Below are 18,236 nucleotides of genomic sequence, written 5' to 3' on the forward strand. Positions count from 1 at the left end.
CACATTCAACATCGTCATCGGCTGCCCCACCGCTATCGCGAGCAGGCTCGTTCCCACAGAGGATGTGTGGTGCTCGCGATGCCGGTAAACGCCCCACAAAAATGTGGGAGCAAAGCTTGCTCGCGATGGCTGTCTCACATTCAACATCGTCATCGGCTGCCCCACCGCTATCGCGAGCAGGCTCGTTCCCGCAGAGGATGTGTGATACTCGCGATGCCGGTGAACGCCCCACAAAAACTGTGGGAGCAAAGCTTGCTCGCGATGGCGGTCCGACAATCAATATCTTCATTGACTGTCGAACCGCTATCGCGAGCAGGCTCGCTCCCACCCTTGAAGCCTTAGGCTAGAGGCCCCTACATATTCCCAAACGCCCTGAACACACCAATCATGGCCGGGCCGATGGCGACCAGGAAGAAGCTTGGCCACAGGCAGAAGATCAGCGGGAAGATCAGCTTGGTGCCGATTTTCGCGCCCATTTCCTCGGCAGCCTGAGTGCGCCGGTCGCGGAATTCGTCGGCGTAGATCCGCAGGGTATCGGCCACGCTGGTACCGAAGCGAATGCTCTGGGCCAGCAGGCTGACCAGCCCCTGGATGTCTTCCAACCCGGTGCGCATGGCGAGTTGGCGCAGGGCCTCGGTGCTGGTGATGCCCGCCCGGATCTGCGCGTTGACCAGGGCCAGTTCTTCGGCCAGTTCGACCTGGCTCACCGCCATCTCCTCAGCCACCCGCTCGATGGTCGTAGGCAAGGCCAGGCCCGATTCGACGCACACCACCATCAAGTCCAGCGCATCGGGAAACGCGGCACGCAACCGACCTTGGCGCAATTGCTTGCGTTTGCCGACATAGAGCGCCGGCAACAGCCAGCCGATGCCGGCCACCGCAACCACGCCCAGCACACTGATGATGGGATTGACCTTGATCAGCGGCAACAGCAACACCGCGATCCCCAGCAGCATCAACGGCACCATCAAGCGCACCGCCCAGTAAACCTGCACCGCCGAAACGGAACGGTAGCCGGCATGGGTCAGCAGGGTCTGGGTGGCGGAGGTCTTGGCCGAATCCGTGGAGGCAAAACGTTGGCCAACCCGTTCCAGCAACAGTTGCAGGTTACCGGGCGCTTCCTGCATCGTCGCATTGCCCGAATGCCCCCGCTTGATCAGCGCCAGGCGCCGCTGCACCGGGTCCTGGAGACCCAGCACCAACATCAGCACGGCGACAACCGCCAGCGTCGCACTGAGACCGATCACCGCAGTGAACAACAGGCGAGCCGCCTCCTCGTTTCCCGTGAACCGGCTGAACAACCCGAGCAAATAATCCATGACTGATACCTCGCGGTAGAACAGCGTTTAAACCTGGATCCGAATGATTCTGCGGATCCAGAGAATGCCGACCAACATGGCGCAGAAGGCACCGATGATCAGTTTGTGGCCTATCGGGTCGTTGAGCAGCACCGGCAGGTAGCTGGGGCTGGTGACCACGATGGCGATCGCCAGCACGAAGGGAATGGCCACCAGCACCCAGGCCGACATGCGCCCTTCCGCCGACAACGTCTTGATCTTGCGCTGGAAGCGGAAGCGCCCGCGGATAAGCCGGCTCAGGCGCTCCAGCACTTCGGTCAGGTTGCCGCCGGTCTCGCGGTGGATCAGGATCGAGGTCACCAGCATCATCACCGTCATGCTCGGCATGCGTTCCAGCAGACCGAGCATGGCCCGGCGCACGTCGTTGCCGTAGTTGATGTCGGCGAAGGTCAGGCCGAATTCATGGGCGACCGGGCCCTTGTGCTCATCGGCGACCAGGCGCAGGGTCTCGTTGAACGGATGCCCCGCGCGCAGGGCCCGGCACATGGCATCCAGGGCATCGGGCAGCCCCTCCTCGAAGGCGGCAAAGCGCTTGCTGCGATCGCGCACGATCTTGAGCACCGGCACCCAGGCCACCGCAAACGCTACCAGCAATGCCACCCACCACTGCGGCGAGATCATCATCAACGCCGCGCCGGCTGCAGCCCCCATCATCAGCCCAAGCACCACCACCCGATAGGCCCGGTACTCATGGCCGGCCTGCTCGATCAACTGGGTGAGGCTGGCCATGAACGGCAGCTGTTCGAGCCTGGCCTCCAGGGGCGAGAGGCGCGTCAGGTATTTCTGCCGCAACACGGTCTGCATGTTGGGCAGGTGGTTGGCTTTCTCCAGCACATGCAAGCGTCCGCGGATGCGTTTGCGCATCTTGCCGGCCTCGCCGAACACCGGCACCACGACGCCCTGGGACAAGAGGAAAACGGCGATGAACACCATGCCGAGGAAAATCAGGATGAACTCACCAGGAATATGGCTCATGACTGCCGACCCTCCATCCATTCAGGGCGGAACATCGTCAGCGGCAACTCGATCCCGCGCTTGGCCATCACATCGCGGAAGGCCGGGATCATGCCGCTGGGCCGATACTCGCCGAGCACCTCGCCATGTTCGCCGATGCCCTGGCGCACGAAGGCAAAAATCTCGGTCATGGTGATCACTTCTCCTTCCATCCCGTTGATCTCCTGAATGCTCACCACGCGACGCTTGCCGTCTTCTTGACGCTCCAGTTGGATGACCACGTCGATGGCCGAGGCAATTTGTTGACGCATGGCCTTGATCGGAAATGTCGCGCCGGTCATCGACACCATGTTCTCGACTCGTCCCAAGGCGTCGCGCGCGGTGTTGGCGTGAATCGTGGTCAGCGAACCGTCGTGGCCGGTGTTCATGGCCGTGAGCATGTCCAGCGCCTCGGCGCCACGCACCTCGCCGATGACGATCCGATCCGGGCGCATCCGCAGGCTGTTGCGCACCAACTCACGCTGGCTCACCTCACCGCGCCCCTCGATGTTCGACGGCCGGGTTTCCAGGCGTACCACGTGGGGCTGTTGCAGTTGCAGTTCGGCGGAGTCTTCGATGGTGACGATGCGTTCGTTATGGGGAATGAAGCTCGACAGCACGTTGAGCATGGTGGTCTTGCCGCTGCCGGTGCCGCCGGAGATCAGCACGTTCAGGCGACCGCGCACGATGGCCTTGAGCAGCAAGGCAATGGCTGGGGTCATGGTGCCGACCTGGATCAGGCTCTCGGTGTTGAGCAGGTCCACTGCAAAGCGACGGATCGACATGCTCGGACCGTCGATGGCCAGCGGCGGAATGATCGCGTTGACCCGCGAACCGTCCTTGAGCCGGGCGTCCACCAGCGGCGAAGACTCGTCGATGCGCCGCCCCAGGCTGGAAACGATGCGGTCGATGATGTTCAGCAGGTGCTGGTCATCGCGAAAGCGCACGTCGGTGCGTTGCAGCTTGCCGAAGCGCTCGACGTAGACCGAGGCAAAGCCGTTGACCAGGATGTCGGACACGCTATGGTCGGCCAGCAGCGGCTCGAGCGGGCCCAGGCCCAGCACCTCGTCGGTGATCTGCTTGATGATCAACTGACGGCTGGTGGAACTCACCGGCGCCGAATGCTCGTCGAGCAGGCGCTGGCAGATGTCGCGGATCTGCCGCGAGGCCTCGACCTGTTCCAGGGCATCGAGCAACGACAGGTCCATGACCTTGAGCAGTTGCTGGTAGATTTTTTCCCGCCACTCAGCTTCCACCGGGGTGACCTGGCTGCGGGTTTCATAGAGCACGTCCGGGATCGTGTGTTCCCAGGCCATCAGTTCGTCCGTCGACTCCGACAGGCCATCGCCGTGCTGGGAAGCCACGGAAGCGCCAGGTTTACCGGACTGTTTGCGCAAGCGGTTACGAAAGTCGCTGATCATGGGTCATCCCCCGAAGAAACGGTTGAAGGCGCGTTTGAACAGGCCCTTGCTCGAGCCCATCTGGTGACCGACCAGGTCCTCGGTCAGATCGCGCAGGGCGGCGGTAATCGCTGCCTTCGGCGCATGCAGTCCCAACGGCACGCCAGTGTTCTGACTCTGGCTGACCAGGTTGAAGTCATTGGGTAATTTCAAGAGGTTCGTGCAACGCAAGGCCTCACCGATGTCCTTGAGGCTGATGGCGGCCGACTTGTCGTAGCGATTGACCACGATCTGCAACTGGTCGCCGCGCACGCCCAGGTCTTCGCGCAGGATGCGCACCAGGGCGCTGGCATCGCGCAGGTGACTGACACTTTGTTGCACCACCACGTACACCCGGTCCACCTGTTCCAGCACGGAGCCGGTGAGGTGGTCGATTTGCCGCGGCAGGTCGACCACCACCCAGTCATAGCTGGCACGGGCCAGTTGCAACAGGGCATCGAGTTGTTCGGGCTGGGCGTCCTGGGGCAGGCACAGCTCGCCGGCCCGACCGCCAAGCACGTGCAGGGTCGGACTGAAGTGACTGCAAAAGCCGCGCAGCGCAATGCTGTCCAGGTCTTCGATCTGCTGCATCACTTCCAGGTGGCTGTGGGACTGCGGGACATCCAGGTAATGGGTCACGCTGCCAAACTGCAGGTCCATGTCCAGCAGCAGGGTATTGCCTGCCCGGGCACTGAGCTGCTGGGCCAGGTTGCACGCCACCAGGGTCCCGCCGGAACCACCCTTGGCACCGATCACCGCGATCAACTTGCCTTCGGCGCCACTGCCGAGGCGAACATCCGCCACCAGGCGATTGAGGGCACCGACCAATTCTTTCTCGGCGATGGGTTCGGGCAGCACATCGCGCGCGCCGGCCTGCATCGCCAGGCGCATGCCTTCCTGTTCACCCATGAGACCGCACACCAACAGCGGTGGACGCTCGTGGGCCGGACGTTGCAACAGCGCTGCCAGCTCTTCGCGCCACAGGTGGCTGACCCGCACCAGCAGCAGGTCGGGCATGCGGTCCAGGCCGTAGAGTGGATCGACGTGGCCGTTGCTCACCAGGCGTGTGCTCACTTCCAGGCACGGCATGCGCTGGCAGACGCATTGCAAATCGCGCAGGGAGGCGGCATCGCGGCTGCTGATCAGTAACCGCAACCCGGTCTTGCCTGTGACGGTCGAGAGCGGAGTTTCCCGAGTGTTCAGCATGGTGTGATCTCCCCTGAATCGGAATGACGCCCGAGGCTTTCGCGTGGCAGGGTTGCCTTGAAGGGAGGCAACGTAATGGGCACGCCAAACCCGGGAATGAACAAGTTGAAAACGAAGTTCTGCACGCTCAACTGGACGTAGCGGACGGCACGAAATCCTGTTGCACTGACCGTGTCGGCGGGGTTGGCTACCACTGCGCCGTTGACGTCCAGGTAGGTGAGCGCCAGGTTCGAGGTGGCCAGGCTGCTGATCAGTTGGCTGGTGCCGGCGTCGGTAGCGGCGTTGAAAATGGCCCGGCGCAACACCACCGGATCGCTGATGTTGCACACCGCCGCCAGCCGTGCACCGCGCCGCGCCGCTTCATCCAGCGCGTTGGCGGTGAAGTACAACCGGCCCATTTCCACCACGCCGAACAGTAGGACGAACACCAACAGCCCAACGAAGGAAAACTCCACGATGTAAGTACCGCGCATGTGCTTGTTGTTCATCACAGTGCCCTCATGACGGTGGTCGCCACCAACTGGAAGCCCAGCGGAAGGGCGTTGCCGAAAAAGCCGGGGATCGACCCGGTGCAACTGCTTGCACCAATCACCGGGCAGAAGGTGTAGCTGATGGTGACCCGCACATGATCGGTGCCCACGGCGGCGACCTGCACATTGGCGGTGGTCAACCCGGACACCACGGCGCTGCCGGTGGCGGTAGGCACCCCATAGACCGCAACATTTTTTGTCTGCGTTTGGAGCTGCGCATTGCTTACGTTCACGGTGCCAAGGGTGCCATTCCACGCCTGGCTAGCGACAAAGCGGCCCGCATCGCGGCTGGCCTGCAACAACACGTTGTACTGGTAGAGCATGCGGCCGAACTCGCCAAAGGCCAGCAGCAGCAACAGCAGCAACGGTGCCACCAAGGTGAACTCCACCAGGGCCACGCCTCGCTGGGACTTGGGTGATTGGAACGGGGCCAGTCTCATGACGCCTCCTACGAGTCGGTGCTCGGAGTGCCGCTGCCGTTGATATAGGTCTTGTAGAGCTGGATGATCTGCGGGCCGGTATCGCTGGACGGTGTCGGGCCGGGGACGTTATCGCCCTCGCATTGCTGGACGAACTGACCAAAGATGACGGAGTCCGAGCCACCGCCATCAACCGGCTGCACGACGAAATAGCAGCCGAATCCCAAGACAGGAATAGAAGTCGAGCCGCCCTGCTTGCCGGTGCAATTGCCAATCACGATTTTCAGCATCCGGCGTTCGAACACCCCGTTACTCGCGCAACCACTGCCGCTCCCCGACATGCAGGCCGCGACGCTGGCACGCCAATCGTTGTAGTCCAGGATCGCCTGGCCACCGGCCGACAGGTCCCCATTGCTGGAGGTGACGGGCTGGCCTTTGTATTGCGCTTGCCCACTGGTGTAGCTCATCGCCGGATTACTCGACCCGGTCACCAGGTCCGGTGGGTAATCGGAGGCACTGACCGGACCGTTGTAGATCCCGAAACGAGTGTTCAGGCCTTGGGAGGTTGGGCCGGCCTTGTTACCGGGTGCGGTCTGGACGTTATCCCCCACACTGCGGCACTCCATCCCCCCACCCGCCAGGTCGTCGCGAACGGTGCTGCCGCCCGAGCCGAAATCGAGCAACTGGAAGTTGCCCGGGCCAATGGGGGACGTATTCCCCGCAGCGGTTTTCAGGACTGTCAGGTCACCGAAGTGATAGCCCCAGAAGTTGCCGGCAGACGGATTGTATTGGGCAGGGTCGCCGCAAACCATCAAGGGTGCCAGGTCACAGGGCTGCGTAGAGCTGGGGCCCGCGGTAGCCATCGCCGCCACGGCTTTGGCGCCCAGACCGGTGCCCATCGTCTGGACGAAACTCCAGAAGAAACCGTTGAGTTGATAGCTGGACACCGAGACCCGCACGTATTTGGCATTCGCAGGTCCAGGATAGGAGAACGGGCCATAGACGCTGCTGGACAGCTCCACCGTCGCAAACGCCCCCGGATTGCCGGCCACCGCGGTCGACAGCTCGGTGTTGCCCAAGGCCTGGGCGTTTTTGTTCAGCGTGTCCAGGGCCGCCGCACGGGTGGTGCTGGCCATGTTGATGCCGCCGGTCACTTGGCTCAGGGTCTTGGCACCGCTCAGGGCGGCGGCATCCACCGCATTCTGCAGGCGTGTCTTGTTCAGCAACAGATGCCCGCCGTCCAGGGCCAACGCTGCCATCATGGAAATCGCCACCAGCGCGATCACCATCAGTACACTCACCGCCCCTCCTTGGCGTCTAGGCAGCGCAAAAGTCTGCCGGATACTGGATTTCATCATCGAGCCCTCATCTACTACGTTTGAGGATCGGCATCACCACGGCCGGTAAGGCCTGGCCTGCATGGCATGGTATGGCTGTGTTATTCAGCGGACATTGATGACGCTGCTTTCAATCCCGCGGATCAGCGTGATCGCCCCGCCCTGCGGCCTGGCGCTGCGCACCACCGCCCTGGGTGCCGGCGCCTCTGCCACCATCACAGGGGCGGGCGCCGACGGCGCGGCGGCCACGGCTTTTTTCTCGACGTTCAGGGGGTTGCGCAAGGCCAGTTGCAGCTTGCCTTCGGTCTGCGCGGTTACCAGGGTCTCGGCTTCGGCGGCCGACATTTCCAGGGTCACGGCCCGTACCACCACCGGTTGGGTCTTGTCGGTGCCCGCCGTCTGGTCCACCGCCAGCACTCGCAGGTTTTCGAGAATGGTCCGGGAAACGGCGTTGTTGCCGCCAGTACTGGTGGTCTTGGTCGCCAGGACATCGACCCGGTTGCCTGGCAACAGGAAGCCGCCCACCCCGACCACATCGTCCACGCGGACCGCGATGGCACGTTTATCGGGTGCAATCAACGAGGCCAGGGTGCTGCCGCCCAAGTGTTCGCTCAGACGCGCGCCCCGCACGATGTCGCCGCGCAGGATGTCGAACGTGGCGATCTTGCCCACCGCCTGCTCGCTCGCATTGAAGGCATCGTCCGGAATGGAGTCCATGGGCATGCGCACGGTCGTGACCTGCTGGGCCTCGACCATCTGCCCGAAGGGAATTTCCACCGTGGCGACCACCACGCTGCGCAGGTGATCATCGGGTGTGGCGTTGAGTCGCGCGCTCAACCAGGAATCGGCCATCCATGCAGCACCAAGGCCCATTACCAGGGAAACGCCTATCAGCGGAAGCGTACGAGAGCTCATGTCGGTATCTCCAGATCAAAGAAAGTCGAGCTGAACGAAGTAGTTGTGCCAGGCCCATTCAACCTCTTGCGTCGCCAGGGGCCCGGAACCGCCCAGGTAACGTTGGCGGTCAAGCGCCATGTTCAACAGATCACGCGGATGGCAAGGCACCAGGGGCATGCCTTCGCCCGCATACAAGCGCTGCAGTACATAGCGCACCAACAGCGGGTCGTAAGGGATCCCCAGGCGTTCGCATTCCTGGCGCCAGATGCGCTCGTACTCCTCGGGCTTGAGGTAGCCGAACTGCACCTTGTAGCCAATGCGCCGCAGGAAGGCTTCATCGGCCAGTTCCAGGGGATTGAGGTTGGTGGAAAACACCAGGACCAGGTCGAACGGCAGCTCACAGTGCCGCCCTCCGCCCAGGTTGATGAAGTCGCGTTTTTCTTCCATGGGCACGATCCAGCGATTGAGCAGCTCGGCCGGTGCCATGCGCTGGCGCCCCATGTCGTCGATGATGAACAGGCCGTTGCTGGCCTTGAGCTGCAAGGCGGCCTGGTATTGACGGGTAAAGGGGTCGTAGCGGACGTCCAACTGCTCCATGCTCAACTCGCCGCCGGTGATGACGATCGGGCGTTTGCAGCACACCAACCGACGGTCGATGCCCTCATTGAGCATCAGGTTGTTCGCCTGGCCGTTGTCGTCCAGGCGCTGATGCACCTGTGGGTCGTAGATCTCGATCACCGACTCGTTGATGACAATGGCATAGGGCACCCAGATGGCCTCGGCGAACAGACGGATCAGCCGACTGCTGACGTAAGTCTTGCCGGTGCCCGCCGGGCCGTAGATCATGATCGCCCGCCCGGAATTCAAGGCCACGCCCAACTGGTCGAGCATCCCTTGGCTCAGCACCAGGCCGGCCAGGGCCCGCTGCATGTCGACGGCGGTGATGCGACCATGGTGAATGGTCTGGATCTTGATCAGGGAGCGATAGGTGCTCACCGGGAACGGCGCGGCGCCGATGTAGCCGCTGCGGGCCAGGGCGTCACGGGCAAAGCTGCGGCCACGTTCGGTCAGGCCATAACGCAACGCTTGTACATTCGCCTGGCCGATCTGGCCGAGCACTTCGACGCGACCGTCCTTGCGCAGGAAAGCCAGGACTTCTTCCAGCACGGCGCCGGTCAGTGCCAGACGCTCCACCAGCCGCGGCATGTCCAGCACACCGGCATCGTGCAGATGCTTGCACACCAGTTCGCCAAGAAAGCTGTCGGTCAGCCCGGTGTCCCGGATGGTGCACGGCTGGGGCGCCAAGCGTTGCACCGCTTCCCGCTCGCTGGGGTAGGCATCACTATCGTTGATGACGTGCATGACTAGACTCCCCATCCACCGGCAACCAGTTGCCAGTAGACGCTGTTCAGGGTACCGATCAGGATTGCGATCGAATAAGGAAAAGGCTTGCCGGCCACTTCATCGGCAGACGGCGCCAGGTAAGCCTGGGCCCGCACGATCAGCCAGTAGCGTTCGAGGGTCTGGAGCAATTGGCCACGGGCCAGGACAATCAGGAAACCGCACACGCCACCGGCAATCAGGCTGAACAACGCGGCCCACAATGCGTAATGAAAAGGCAGGAAACTGCCGACCATGGTCATCAGCTTGACGTCGCCGGCCGCCATGCCACCCACCGCATACATCGGCAGGAACAGCGCGAAACAGATCAACATGCCCAGCAGGCTGTCGCCCAATCCGCTGATTCCACCTATATAAGCCTGGCTGGCCAGGCCCAGGGTCAGGCCCAGCAGGACCAGCATGTTGGGGATGCGGTGGCGAAGCAGATCGCTCACCACCGCCACACCCAGCAGTCCCAGCAGTACTATCGTCGACACCAGCAATTCCATGGACATGATGCGTCTCCCTTATTGTGATTATTGTTAGCAGGCAGCACCTTTAACCGCGGCACAGAGCGCAGTGATCCTGTCGTTCACGGCGCCACCCAACAGGATGAACATCGCGGCAACCGCCACCGTGATAAGCCCGCCAGCCACCGCGTATTCCACAATGGTCAGGCCATCTTCATCTTTAACGAACTGGCTGATCGAAGTTCTGATTGTTTGAAGTGTCATGATGTTTACCTCATACCGACCGGAATAAACCGAGTGAAAAAAACACCATGAAGCCCATTAAGAAGTTATCCACCGTCTTGTTGGAACAACTGACATCTTGATGGGCTTCACTGCGTTCCCCTGCGCGAACTGCCGTTAGCAGGCAGCGCCTTTGACCGCCGCGCAAAGTGCGGTGATCCGGGTGTTCACGGCGCCGCCCAACAGCACGAACATCGCGGCAACAGCCACTGTGATCAACCCACCGGCCACGGCGTATTCCACAATGGTCAGGCCGTCTTCATCTTTGGCGAACTTCAGCAGCGAAGTCTTGATTGTTTGAAGAGTCATTTCGCACACCTCATCGGGGTTGTTTTCAAGAAAGCAGTTACATTGCGAACTGCCTGATGCAACCCTAGTCAGGACGAGGTCATGGTCGTTAGGAGGATTTTGCACATCGCTAGGATTTTTTTGCGCCGAGTTGCAAGCCTGGGCTGTAGTTCGAGATGACATCGATTCGCACTCCCCTCGCCTGAAGCGTTGGCGCTAAAGGAGCGATTTCTTATAAAAATTTATTCAGCGAACTGATAGCACATTGGCAATACTGCTAGCTAAAGGGCAGGAAGAACCGCTGAGTAGTACGCACATGACGTCGACTCTGACCAGCAGGCCAAGGTTGTTGTGGTTCGATCTGACCCAGGATCGCTCCACCCGGGAACTCATCACCCAATTCGAGCAAGCCTGCGATTGCACGCAGGCCAAGGGCGCCCTGCTGCCCAACACAGAACACATCGACATGATCTGCATCCATTTCGATCGCCCGGACACCCCGGGCTTGCGCAGATTGCTGGAGATCAAGCGTGCCGTCCCGACCGTTCCCATTACCATGTTCACAGTGCAGCATTCCGAAGAACTGGCGGTGTGGGCCATGCGCTCCAGCGTCTGGGAATACATGGTGCTGCCCCTGTCCGCCACCGAGAGGAAGCGCTACCTCGCGGCCGTGGTGCAATTGTGCGAGCTGCGCCGCAACGCCAATGGCCGGGGCAAGGCCTCGCAGATCGACCACTCCCCGACTCTGCCGGACAGCATCCGCCTGACCGCCGGGCACCAGAAACATCAGGCCCTCGCCCACATCATGCTGTACATCGACCAGCATTTTCGCGAGAGCATCGACCAGCGCGACCTGGCCAAGCGCTGCGGCATGACGACGTTTCGTTTCAGCCGGGTGTTCAAGGAAGCCAACGGGCTGGGCTTCACCGACTACGTGCTGAACAAACGCATGAGTTTTGCCAAGGAGTTGCTCGACAACAGCCAGATGCCCATCACCAGCATCGGCTACGAAGCCGGGTTCAAGGATCCGTCCTACTTCGCCCGCGCCTTCAAGCAGTACGCCAACTGCACCCCCAGCGAATACCGGCTGGCCTACCAGATGCGCAACGCCAGCCTGGCGCAAGCGCCCCAGGACGATGCGACCCTGGAAGCGCTCGAGAACCTGGTGCACAGCCTGGAGGGCTGAACGGTGTTTGTTCAGTGCGCATTGCCCAGGCTCACGGGGCGAGGTTTCTTCTCTCGATAGGAACGGACAAGACAACGCTGGTGCGCGTCTCGCCATAGGCATTGATCTTGGCAATGATGTCCTCGATCTCGGCCATGGATCGGGCATAGATCCGGATCAGGTAGGAATCGTTTCCAGTGATGTGCAGGCATTCCACGACTTCAGGGATGTCGGTGAGCGTCGCGATCAATTTGGCTTTCGCCGGCTTGAGGGTGGTGATGCCAACGACAGCCGAAATGCCGTACCCCAGTTTGGTGGGGTCCAACTGCGCGGAATACCCCTTGATCACGCCGGAATCTTCTAGTTTACGTAACCTGTCATTGGTGGCAGGAATAGAAAGCCCCGCGTGCTTGGAAAGCTCCGTAATAGAAATGCGGCCACAGTCCTGTACCTTACCCAGGATTTTGACGTCTATACGATCCATGTGCGTTTTCCCCGGTTAAACATTTAAATTTTAATGAAAAGCTCATGGTTTTCATTAAAAAAAGCATGCACCAAAATAAAGCAGAGCGCTAGTCTATTCCCCAGCCTGAACAGCCAGAACAAAATCCGGGCAATCAATAGCCCTGCTCTTCAGCGTGACGCACCGCATAATAAAAAATTCTCTCCAGGGATGGTGTTCGCATGGAAGATGAAAAGATAACGCATGGAAAAAAGTCACACCCGCTCCTCCAGCACATTGGCACGCAAGTGCTAGCTCTTCGTCGTTTCAAGAGGGACCAGGTCCTGATGTACCTGGCAGGCGTCGGTTTATTTTCGCTGGGCGCCAAGTGCTTCATCATCAGTCAATTGGGCACTGACCCGTTGGACGTCTTGATCATCTCGATCGATAAAATACTTATGCTTGGCATGGGTGTTTGTTCGGCCATCGTGTCGCTGTTCTTCCTGACATGGTGGATGCTCTGGAACAAGAAATATCCACCCATCAGCCCCTTCGTTACAACAACACTGACCGGTCTGTTAATTGATCTCTGGACAGGGTTGGGGCTCGGTGAATATTTGATCGCCAGAATGAATGGGTACACGTTATTGGCGACGGGACTGGTGTTGTGTGCTTATTCCTCCGCCTTGATCATCATGAGCGGCATTGGCATCAGGATCATGGACCTGGTGGTGCTGACCATGGTTGCCAAATGGAACTGGTCCTTCACCAAAGCCAAAATGTTCATTGAAATCGGTATCTTTTCGAGCGGCTGGCTTCTCGGGGGGCCGTTCGGCGTGGGCACGCTGGCATTCCTGCTGGTGATCGGCCCGCTGATTCAACCGTTCATGACGATGAATGCCAGGCGCTTTTCACTCAAGAACTATGGGCTGACTCGCGCTTCATCCGCTTACTAATAAAAACAACAGAACTGCCATTCCTGGCAGCGGGTTTGTTTCGCCTGGATTTTTCCAAACCGATGAAACTTACCTATAACTTCCGTGATGAGGAGTAAAAGATGGGCACTACGAACAATAAAAACTGGACCTTGGAAAGCAGCCCGGCAAAACTGGAAGAAATACTTCCCGGAGGCGCCGTGAAGTGCCATCTTTCCCCACGTAACTGCGTCATACAGGAGGGCAAGGTTGGTTTTTGCAAAGTGCGCGGAAACCGCGGGGGCAGACTCGTTACATTGAACTACGGCAAAGGTGTCCACAGCACTGAAGAAACCATTGAAACCGAAGCCGTTTTCCACTTTGCGCCTGGCGAGCGAATCCTCTCACTGGGCAATATCGGCTGCATGCTCAACTGCGGTTATTGTCACAACTGGAAGACATCGCAAGCCAAGTACGTCACCGACAAGGATGTTTACTACTACACGCCCGAGCAAGTTGTAGAAACTGCACTCAAGCATGGTATCCGAGTGCTTTCCTGGACATATAACGACCCTGTTGTCTGGCATGAATTCATCCTCGACACGGCAAAACTGGCCAAGGAAGCGGGGCTGATCAACCTTTATAAATCGGCGTTCTTTATCAGTGAAGAAGCCATTGATGAATTATTGCCAGTCATCGATATTTTCTCGATTTCGCTCAAGTCCATTTCCCCGGAATACTACCGCAAGGTCACGACCGGCTGGGTCGAGCCGGTATTGGCGGGGATCAAGAAAGTGTATGACGCCGGCAAATATGTCGAGGTCAGCACCTTGATGGTGACCGACATCAGCGACGACGAAGAGACGGCCCGAAAAATCAGCCAATGGGTGCTGGATGAACTGGGCCCGAACGTGCCACTGCACTTCGTCAGGTTTCACCCCGACTACAAGATGAGCAACAGCATCCGCACGCCTGTGGACCGGCTCCTGAAAGCCCGGGACGTTGCCCGCAGCATGGGCGTCGAACACGTTTACCTGGGCAACGTGAACGATGTCGAGGGGACCAATACCAGCTGCAATCACTGCAACGCCCTGCTCGTCACCCGTTATGGCTTGAACGCTGAAATCATCGGGCTGGACAGCAAGGGTTGCTGCTCTCAGTGCGGGCACGATGCGCATTTCAAACTACTGGGCGAACCCGCCGCGAACACCGTCGTCGAGCCGCGAGAAGAGACCGTGAGCACTTACGAAAAGCGCAACTTCGAGTGGCACGGGGACATCGTTTCGCTGCACGCCCAGGTGCTCAATACCGAAGACTTCGAACAGACCGTCTATCTGCGGCGCAACTATACGGACGGGCAAAACAGCGATTGGAAGTCGCTGGCATTGCGGCCGCACGAAAGCTATCGATTCATTATTGCCAAGGCGCGCATCGATGAAACAGGTCCTGAGGTCTGGCTCCCCAAAGGGGTGAATTCCAACCTGCATGAAGTCTTCGACCGGGCTCACTTCCCGACCGAATCGATTGAGGAGATTGGCATTTCGCAAAATGACATCACCCCCACCATCGGTTATGAGGGCAAGCAGAACATGTACGAACAGGTCATCAAAATGGTCAACCCAGCATGAACGTATCCACTGAAATACTTCATATCAAGGTGGATGACCGGGACGCTCACCCTTCGGTAACGCCTATTTATCAGTGCAGCGCATTCAGCGCGGACTCGGCGTTCTTCTACTCAAGGAAGGCCAATCCCAATGTGACCGAACTGGAGCAGGTTGTCGCGGCGCTGGAGGGCAGCGAACATGCCCTGGCCTACAGCACCGGGATGAGCGCCATCTACATGGTGCTGGAACTGTTGAAACCGGGGGCTTCGCTGGTTATCAACAAATACATCTATGGCTGTTCCTATAAGTTGTTCCAGCGGTATGCGGCACGCATCGGTGCCCACCTGACGATTCTGGATCTCACCACACAAGAGGGCTTGAAGACCTTGCCGGCGAACGTCGACATGGTCATCTTCGAGACACCGACCAACCCTTTCCTCAAAGACATCGATATTCACGCGGTCAGCCGGGCCGTCAAGCAAAACAACCCGCAGGCGCTGGTGGTCGTCGACAACACCTGGGCCACGCCGATATATCAGAAGCCATTGAATTTTGGCGCCGACATTTCCCTGTACAGCGCCACCAAGTACTTCTCCGGGCACAGCGATGTCATGGGCGGCCTGGTGCTGGTCAATGATGAAGGAATCCATAAGCGTCTGCTCGAGGGCCGCTTTTATTCAGGCACGATATTGACGCCCAACAGTGCATGGCTGCTTCGCAGAAGCATGCAGACGTTCAACCTGCGCATGGAGAAACACAGCCAGACGACGTCAAGCATGCTCGACTATCTGCGCGAGCTGCCCTTTATCGAGCATGTCTATTACCCCCGAATCGATGGCAAGCAATTGACCGGTTACGGCGGCATTGTGTTTGTCGATATTCGGCCCGAACTGGTGCCTTTCTACAAAACCTTCACCCGCGCACTCAAATGGTTTGGCACGGGCACGGGGATGGCCTGCGTGACGTCGATGGTCGCCCAGCCCTTCAGCGGCAGCCATGCCTCGATGACGGACCAGGAAAAAGCCGACATGGGCATCGAAAAAGGCCTGGTTCGATTGTGCTTTGGCCTGGAGGACCTGGAGGACCTCAAGCAGGACCTGCTGCAAGCTTTCGAAGCCATGGAGCGCCAGCTCGATCAAGAGCATGCACTCGACCCTGCCTAACATTTGGCGTTGATCACAAGCAACGGGCCTTCACGGGCTCGTTGCTTTTTCATGGAGAAGCGAAAGTGTCCAGCGCAGTCGAAAACACGATATTCGAAGACCCCACCCTGAACGTCATCCACCTTCTGAACTCCATCGCCCAGGAAAATCCGCAGGCCCTTTCACTGGCTTCTGGTCGCCCGGACGATGAGCATTGCGATCCCGCGCTCATCGACAAGGGCCTGGCCCGCTACAGGCATCACGTCGCCGACAAGGGACAGTCCCTGGCGACGCTGCTTTGCCAATATGGAAAAACCTCGGGAATCATCAATGAAATAATCGCCACCTATTTGCGGGTGGACGAAGCGATACACGTGTGCAACCCCGAAAGTGTCGTGGTGTGCATGGGTTTTCAAGAAGCGTGCACCTTGGCGCTCTTGTCCATTTTTGACGGTGGTGGTGTTTTATTAGTGCCTGATCCGGTGTTTTCCGGAATCACCGGGATCGCGAAACTGCTGGGCATCAAGACCGTCCCGGTCCCCATGGCGGACTTTCTCGATCCGATCGCCCTGCGCAATATCGTTGAAGCACTCGAATCCAGAGGCGAACAAACCAAAGCCCTCTATGCGATTCCAGACTTCAGCAACCCGACAGCCGACAGCCTTTCCTATCACGACCGCCAGGCCATGCTGTCCCTGGCCGGTGAAAAGAACTTTTTCATCCTCGAGGACAGCGCCTACCGCTACTTCCGATACGAAGGCGATGACATTGCGTCCATGAAGGCCATCGACAGCAGCCGGGTATTCTTGCTGGGCTCTTTCGCAAAGTCGATTTTTCCAGGCTTGCGCATGGGTTACGTGGTCGCTCCGGAGGGCGCCGGGGTCATGCCGTTCAGCGCCCGGTTGTGCAAGGCCAAAAGCCTGATCACGGTTAATACGCCCGCGCTGTGCCAGGCCGTCGTCGCCGGCTTGCTGCTGGAGAACGACTATTCGTTGAAAGGCCTGAACCAGCCCCGGGTGTTGTCGTATGCAGAGAAAAGAAACCACATGCTCGAATGCCTTGAGCAGGCGTTTCCACCCAAGGCCGACGCCCCACGGACCGTCAGCTGGAATCAGCCGACAGGCGGTTTCTTCATCAATGTGCAGTTGCCGTTTGTCTTTGGTGATTGCGAGATGCGCGAATGCGCCAGGCAGTTCAAGGTGATCGTGTTTCCCACCACCTTGTTTTCGCTGACGAATGACGCCGCTGACCAGGTCAGGCTGTCGTTCAGCAATGCCACAACCGCGCAAATCACCCAAGCGATAGCCCGCTTCAGGGCGTACGTAGAGTTCAAGCTGCAATAAAGCGGCGTGCAGGCAATGCAAGACATACAAGGCTCATCCTTCGCTTCGCGAGGAACAAGCCTTGTACGGCCTGCCAATCAGACCCCCGTGGCCAGCATGACGCCAGTGGCCACCTGATAGGCCCCCAGGACAGTGATGGTCGCCCCTGACAGGTAGTTGATCAACCTCAGCTTCGATTGGGCAATCCGCGCCTTGAAAATGGAGGAGAACCCGCTCAGCCCCAGCCACCAGGCCGCCGACCCCAGGAATATCCCAGTCACCATCGCCAGTACGGAGTACTGGTTGCCTTGATCACTGACCATGCCGTCACTCAACGCGGCAAATATCGCGATAAACGACAAGATGGTCATGGGATTGGACAGGGTCAGGAACAACGTGGTCGAGTAGGCTTTGAAGATGTTGGCGCGCTCACCCGCCATGGCGGTCGTACCGCCCTTCGATCGGATGGTTTGGTAGCCGATGTAGGCGAGGAACAACCCGCCAAAGATACACAGCCAGGGTTTGAAGCTGATGAGTGTCGCGATGATGGCCGTGATACCCAGGGCACCGATGAACCCATAGATCGAGTCGGCGGTGGCTGCGCCCAATCCAGTCGCGAAACCCGCTCTCCATCCAAGCATCAGGCTCCTCTGTATGCACAGCAGCCCAATCGGTCCTACAGGGGCTGCAATGCACAGCCCAATGACCATCGATTTAACGAAAATCAGCATAAATGCATCTCCAGAGTGGGTACTGGAAGGTTAGGAGAAGTGCATTTCTTAAGGAATGAGTTATTAATCTTCCTAAGCGTTCTGCCTTAAATTTTTCAGGAAGTATTCTCAAACGCCCTTCAATATTAAGGCAGATCACTGATAGCCCCCACAAACAACGAAAATCCCTCGTTAAAGGCAGCAGCAGGCTGGTTGAGCATTGAAATGTTTTTTACGCGCATAAAAAAACGCCGCTCAAATGAGCGGCGTTTTCTTGAATTTGGAGCGGGAAACGAGACTCGAACTCGCGACCCCGACCTTGGCAAGGTCGTGCT

Annotated in this window: 20 protein-coding genes; 5 read left to right on the forward strand and 15 right to left on the reverse strand. The window is 59.1% G+C overall.

Features of this window, described 5'->3' with window-relative positions; all coding sequences use genetic code 11:
• Positions 1 to 353 precede the first annotated feature (353 nt).
• The 12 genes from ACODSJ_RS23910 to ACODSJ_RS23965 all read right to left on the reverse strand — a co-directional run bounded on the left by ACODSJ_RS23910 (position 354) and on the right by ACODSJ_RS23965 (position 10,620).
• On the reverse strand, positions 354 to 1,319 hold the full coding sequence (locus ACODSJ_RS23910) for a type II secretion system F family protein (RefSeq protein ID WP_489104095.1): 966 nt from the start codon (positions 1,317 to 1,319) through the stop codon (positions 354 to 356).
• Positions 1,320 to 1,346: 27 nt separating this feature from the next.
• The gene (locus ACODSJ_RS23915) at positions 1,347 to 2,333 is read right to left on the reverse strand and encodes a type II secretion system F family protein (RefSeq protein WP_489104096.1); all 987 of its coding nucleotides are present in this window, start codon (positions 2,331 to 2,333) and stop codon (positions 1,347 to 1,349) included.
• Positions 2,330 to 3,772 (reverse strand): TadA family conjugal transfer-associated ATPase, encoded by a 1,443-nt coding sequence (locus tag ACODSJ_RS23920; RefSeq protein ID WP_489104097.1) that lies wholly within the window; start codon positions 3,770 to 3,772, stop codon positions 2,330 to 2,332. Before ACODSJ_RS23920 ends, ACODSJ_RS23915 begins: the two co-directional genes overlap by 4 nt.
• A 3-nt stretch (positions 3,773 to 3,775) precedes the next feature.
• Positions 3,776 to 4,996, reverse strand: coding sequence for an AAA family ATPase (locus ACODSJ_RS23925; protein ID WP_489104098.1), 1,221 nt, complete (start codon positions 4,994 to 4,996; stop codon positions 3,776 to 3,778).
• Positions 4,990 to 5,484 (reverse strand): TadE family protein, encoded by a 495-nt coding sequence (locus tag ACODSJ_RS23930; RefSeq protein ID WP_489104099.1) that lies wholly within the window; start codon positions 5,482 to 5,484, stop codon positions 4,990 to 4,992. The genes ACODSJ_RS23925 and ACODSJ_RS23930 overlap by 7 nt, the downstream gene beginning before the upstream one ends.
• A complete protein-coding gene (locus tag ACODSJ_RS23935) occupies positions 5,484 to 5,966 on the reverse strand; it encodes a TadE/TadG family type IV pilus assembly protein (protein WP_489104100.1) in 483 nt (160 codons plus the stop codon). The genes ACODSJ_RS23930 and ACODSJ_RS23935 overlap by 1 nt, the downstream gene beginning before the upstream one ends.
• Positions 5,967 to 5,974: 8 nt before the next feature.
• Positions 5,975 to 7,300 carry a TadE/TadG family type IV pilus assembly protein gene (locus ACODSJ_RS23940; RefSeq protein WP_489104113.1) on the reverse strand — a complete coding sequence of 442 codons (1,326 nt, stop codon included), beginning with the start codon at positions 7,298 to 7,300 and terminating at the stop codon, positions 5,975 to 5,977.
• A gap of 87 nt (positions 7,301 to 7,387) precedes the next feature.
• Positions 7,388 to 8,197: a Flp pilus assembly protein CpaB gene (cpaB, locus tag ACODSJ_RS23945; RefSeq protein ID WP_489104101.1), complete on the reverse strand. Its 810-nt coding sequence runs from the start codon at positions 8,195 to 8,197 to the stop codon at positions 7,388 to 7,390.
• A gap of 15 nt (positions 8,198 to 8,212) precedes the next feature.
• Positions 8,213 to 9,541 carry a DUF8689 domain-containing protein gene (locus tag ACODSJ_RS23950; protein WP_489104102.1) on the reverse strand — a complete coding sequence of 443 codons (1,329 nt, stop codon included), beginning with the start codon at positions 9,539 to 9,541 and terminating at the stop codon, positions 8,213 to 8,215.
• Positions 9,542 to 9,543: 2 nt separating this feature from the next.
• Complete coding sequence (locus tag ACODSJ_RS23955; RefSeq protein WP_489104103.1) at positions 9,544 to 10,074, reverse strand: A24 family peptidase; 531 nt, start codon at positions 10,072 to 10,074, stop codon at positions 9,544 to 9,546.
• A gap of 27 nt (positions 10,075 to 10,101) precedes the next feature.
• Positions 10,102 to 10,293, reverse strand: a complete 192-nt coding sequence (locus ACODSJ_RS23960; protein WP_489104104.1) for a Flp family type IVb pilin — start codon at positions 10,291 to 10,293, stop codon at positions 10,102 to 10,104.
• Between the two features lie 135 nt (positions 10,294 to 10,428).
• Positions 10,429 to 10,620: a Flp family type IVb pilin gene (locus tag ACODSJ_RS23965; RefSeq protein WP_260963308.1), complete on the reverse strand. Its 192-nt coding sequence runs from the start codon at positions 10,618 to 10,620 to the stop codon at positions 10,429 to 10,431.
• Positions 10,621 to 10,915: 295 nt separating this feature from the next.
• Here ACODSJ_RS23965 and ACODSJ_RS23970 point away from each other — a divergent pair, with 295 nt between their 5' ends.
• Entirely contained in the window at positions 10,916 to 11,785 is an 870-nt protein-coding gene (locus tag ACODSJ_RS23970) for a helix-turn-helix transcriptional regulator (RefSeq protein WP_489104105.1), read from the forward strand.
• Positions 11,786 to 11,816: 31 nt separating this feature from the next.
• Here the strand turns inward: ACODSJ_RS23970 and ACODSJ_RS23975 are convergent, their stop codons facing one another.
• A complete protein-coding gene (locus tag ACODSJ_RS23975) occupies positions 11,817 to 12,248 on the reverse strand; it encodes an Lrp/AsnC family transcriptional regulator (protein WP_489104106.1) in 432 nt (143 codons plus the stop codon).
• Between the two features lie 200 nt (positions 12,249 to 12,448).
• On the opposite strand from ACODSJ_RS23975, the gene ACODSJ_RS23980 reads away from it, so the two are divergent.
• From ACODSJ_RS23980 to ACODSJ_RS23995, 4 genes are all read left to right on the forward strand, one after another.
• Positions 12,449 to 13,162 carry a YczE/YyaS/YitT family protein gene (locus tag ACODSJ_RS23980; RefSeq protein WP_489104107.1) on the forward strand — a complete coding sequence of 238 codons (714 nt, stop codon included), beginning with the start codon at positions 12,449 to 12,451 and terminating at the stop codon, positions 13,160 to 13,162.
• Between the two features lie 101 nt (positions 13,163 to 13,263).
• The gene (amrS, locus tag ACODSJ_RS23985) at positions 13,264 to 14,748 is read left to right on the forward strand and encodes an AmmeMemoRadiSam system radical SAM enzyme (RefSeq protein ID WP_489104108.1); all 1,485 of its coding nucleotides are present in this window, start codon (positions 13,264 to 13,266) and stop codon (positions 14,746 to 14,748) included.
• Positions 14,745 to 15,890: a trans-sulfuration enzyme family protein gene (locus ACODSJ_RS23990; RefSeq protein ID WP_489104109.1), complete on the forward strand. Its 1,146-nt coding sequence runs from the start codon at positions 14,745 to 14,747 to the stop codon at positions 15,888 to 15,890. The genes amrS and ACODSJ_RS23990 overlap by 4 nt, the downstream gene beginning before the upstream one ends.
• Before the next feature lie 65 nt (positions 15,891 to 15,955).
• Positions 15,956 to 17,212: an aminotransferase-like domain-containing protein gene (locus tag ACODSJ_RS23995; protein ID WP_489104110.1), complete on the forward strand. Its 1,257-nt coding sequence runs from the start codon at positions 15,956 to 15,958 to the stop codon at positions 17,210 to 17,212.
• A gap of 77 nt (positions 17,213 to 17,289) precedes the next feature.
• On the opposite strand, the gene ACODSJ_RS24000 is transcribed toward ACODSJ_RS23995, so the two are convergent.
• On the reverse strand, positions 17,290 to 17,922 hold the full coding sequence (locus tag ACODSJ_RS24000) for a LysE family translocator (RefSeq protein WP_489104111.1): 633 nt from the start codon (positions 17,920 to 17,922) through the stop codon (positions 17,290 to 17,292).
• Positions 17,923 to 18,047: 125 nt separating this feature from the next.
• On the reverse strand, positions 18,048 to 18,236 hold a 189-nt coding region (locus ACODSJ_RS24005), incomplete at its 5' end, for a hypothetical protein (protein ID WP_489104112.1).

This window comes from Pseudomonas sp. FG6, from assembly GCF_057809015.1.

Excerpts from the sequence above, each read along its gene's own strand:
- ACODSJ_RS23910 (WP_489104095.1), bottom strand. The coding sequence starts at position 1,319 with ATGGATTATTTGCTCGGGTTGTTCAGCCGGTTCACGGGAAACGAGGAG.
- ACODSJ_RS23915 (WP_489104096.1), bottom strand. The coding sequence starts at position 2,333 with ATGAGCCATATTCCTGGTGAGTTCATCCTGATTTTCCTCGGCATGGTG.
- ACODSJ_RS23920 (WP_489104097.1), bottom strand. The coding sequence starts at position 3,772 with ATGATCAGCGACTTTCGTAACCGCTTGCGCAAACAGTCCGGTAAACCT.
- ACODSJ_RS23925 (WP_489104098.1), bottom strand. The coding sequence starts at position 4,996 with ATGCTGAACACTCGGGAAACTCCGCTCTCGACCGTCACAGGCAAGACC.
- ACODSJ_RS23930 (WP_489104099.1), bottom strand. The coding sequence starts at position 5,484 with ATGAACAACAAGCACATGCGCGGTACTTACATCGTGGAGTTTTCCTTC.
- ACODSJ_RS23935 (WP_489104100.1), bottom strand. The coding sequence starts at position 5,966 with ATGAGACTGGCCCCGTTCCAATCACCCAAGTCCCAGCGAGGCGTGGCC.
- ACODSJ_RS23940 (WP_489104113.1), bottom strand. The coding sequence starts at position 7,300 with ATGAAATCCAGTATCCGGCAGACTTTTGCGCTGCCTAGACGCCAAGGA.
- cpaB (WP_489104101.1), bottom strand. The coding sequence starts at position 8,197 with ATGAGCTCTCGTACGCTTCCGCTGATAGGCGTTTCCCTGGTAATGGGC.
- ACODSJ_RS23950 (WP_489104102.1), bottom strand. The coding sequence starts at position 9,541 with ATGCACGTCATCAACGATAGTGATGCCTACCCCAGCGAGCGGGAAGCG.
- ACODSJ_RS23955 (WP_489104103.1), bottom strand. The coding sequence starts at position 10,074 with ATGTCCATGGAATTGCTGGTGTCGACGATAGTACTGCTGGGACTGCTG.
- ACODSJ_RS23960 (WP_489104104.1), bottom strand. The coding sequence starts at position 10,293 with ATGACACTTCAAACAATCAGAACTTCGATCAGCCAGTTCGTTAAAGAT.
- ACODSJ_RS23965 (WP_260963308.1), bottom strand. The coding sequence starts at position 10,620 with ATGACTCTTCAAACAATCAAGACTTCGCTGCTGAAGTTCGCCAAAGAT.
- ACODSJ_RS23970 (WP_489104105.1), top strand. The coding sequence starts at position 10,916 with ATGACGTCGACTCTGACCAGCAGGCCAAGGTTGTTGTGGTTCGATCTG.
- ACODSJ_RS23975 (WP_489104106.1), bottom strand. The coding sequence starts at position 12,248 with ATGGATCGTATAGACGTCAAAATCCTGGGTAAGGTACAGGACTGTGGC.
- ACODSJ_RS23980 (WP_489104107.1), top strand. The coding sequence starts at position 12,449 with ATGGAAGATGAAAAGATAACGCATGGAAAAAAGTCACACCCGCTCCTC.
- amrS (WP_489104108.1), top strand. The coding sequence starts at position 13,264 with ATGGGCACTACGAACAATAAAAACTGGACCTTGGAAAGCAGCCCGGCA.
- ACODSJ_RS23990 (WP_489104109.1), top strand. The coding sequence starts at position 14,745 with ATGAACGTATCCACTGAAATACTTCATATCAAGGTGGATGACCGGGAC.
- ACODSJ_RS24000 (WP_489104111.1), bottom strand. The coding sequence starts at position 17,922 with ATGCTGATTTTCGTTAAATCGATGGTCATTGGGCTGTGCATTGCAGCC.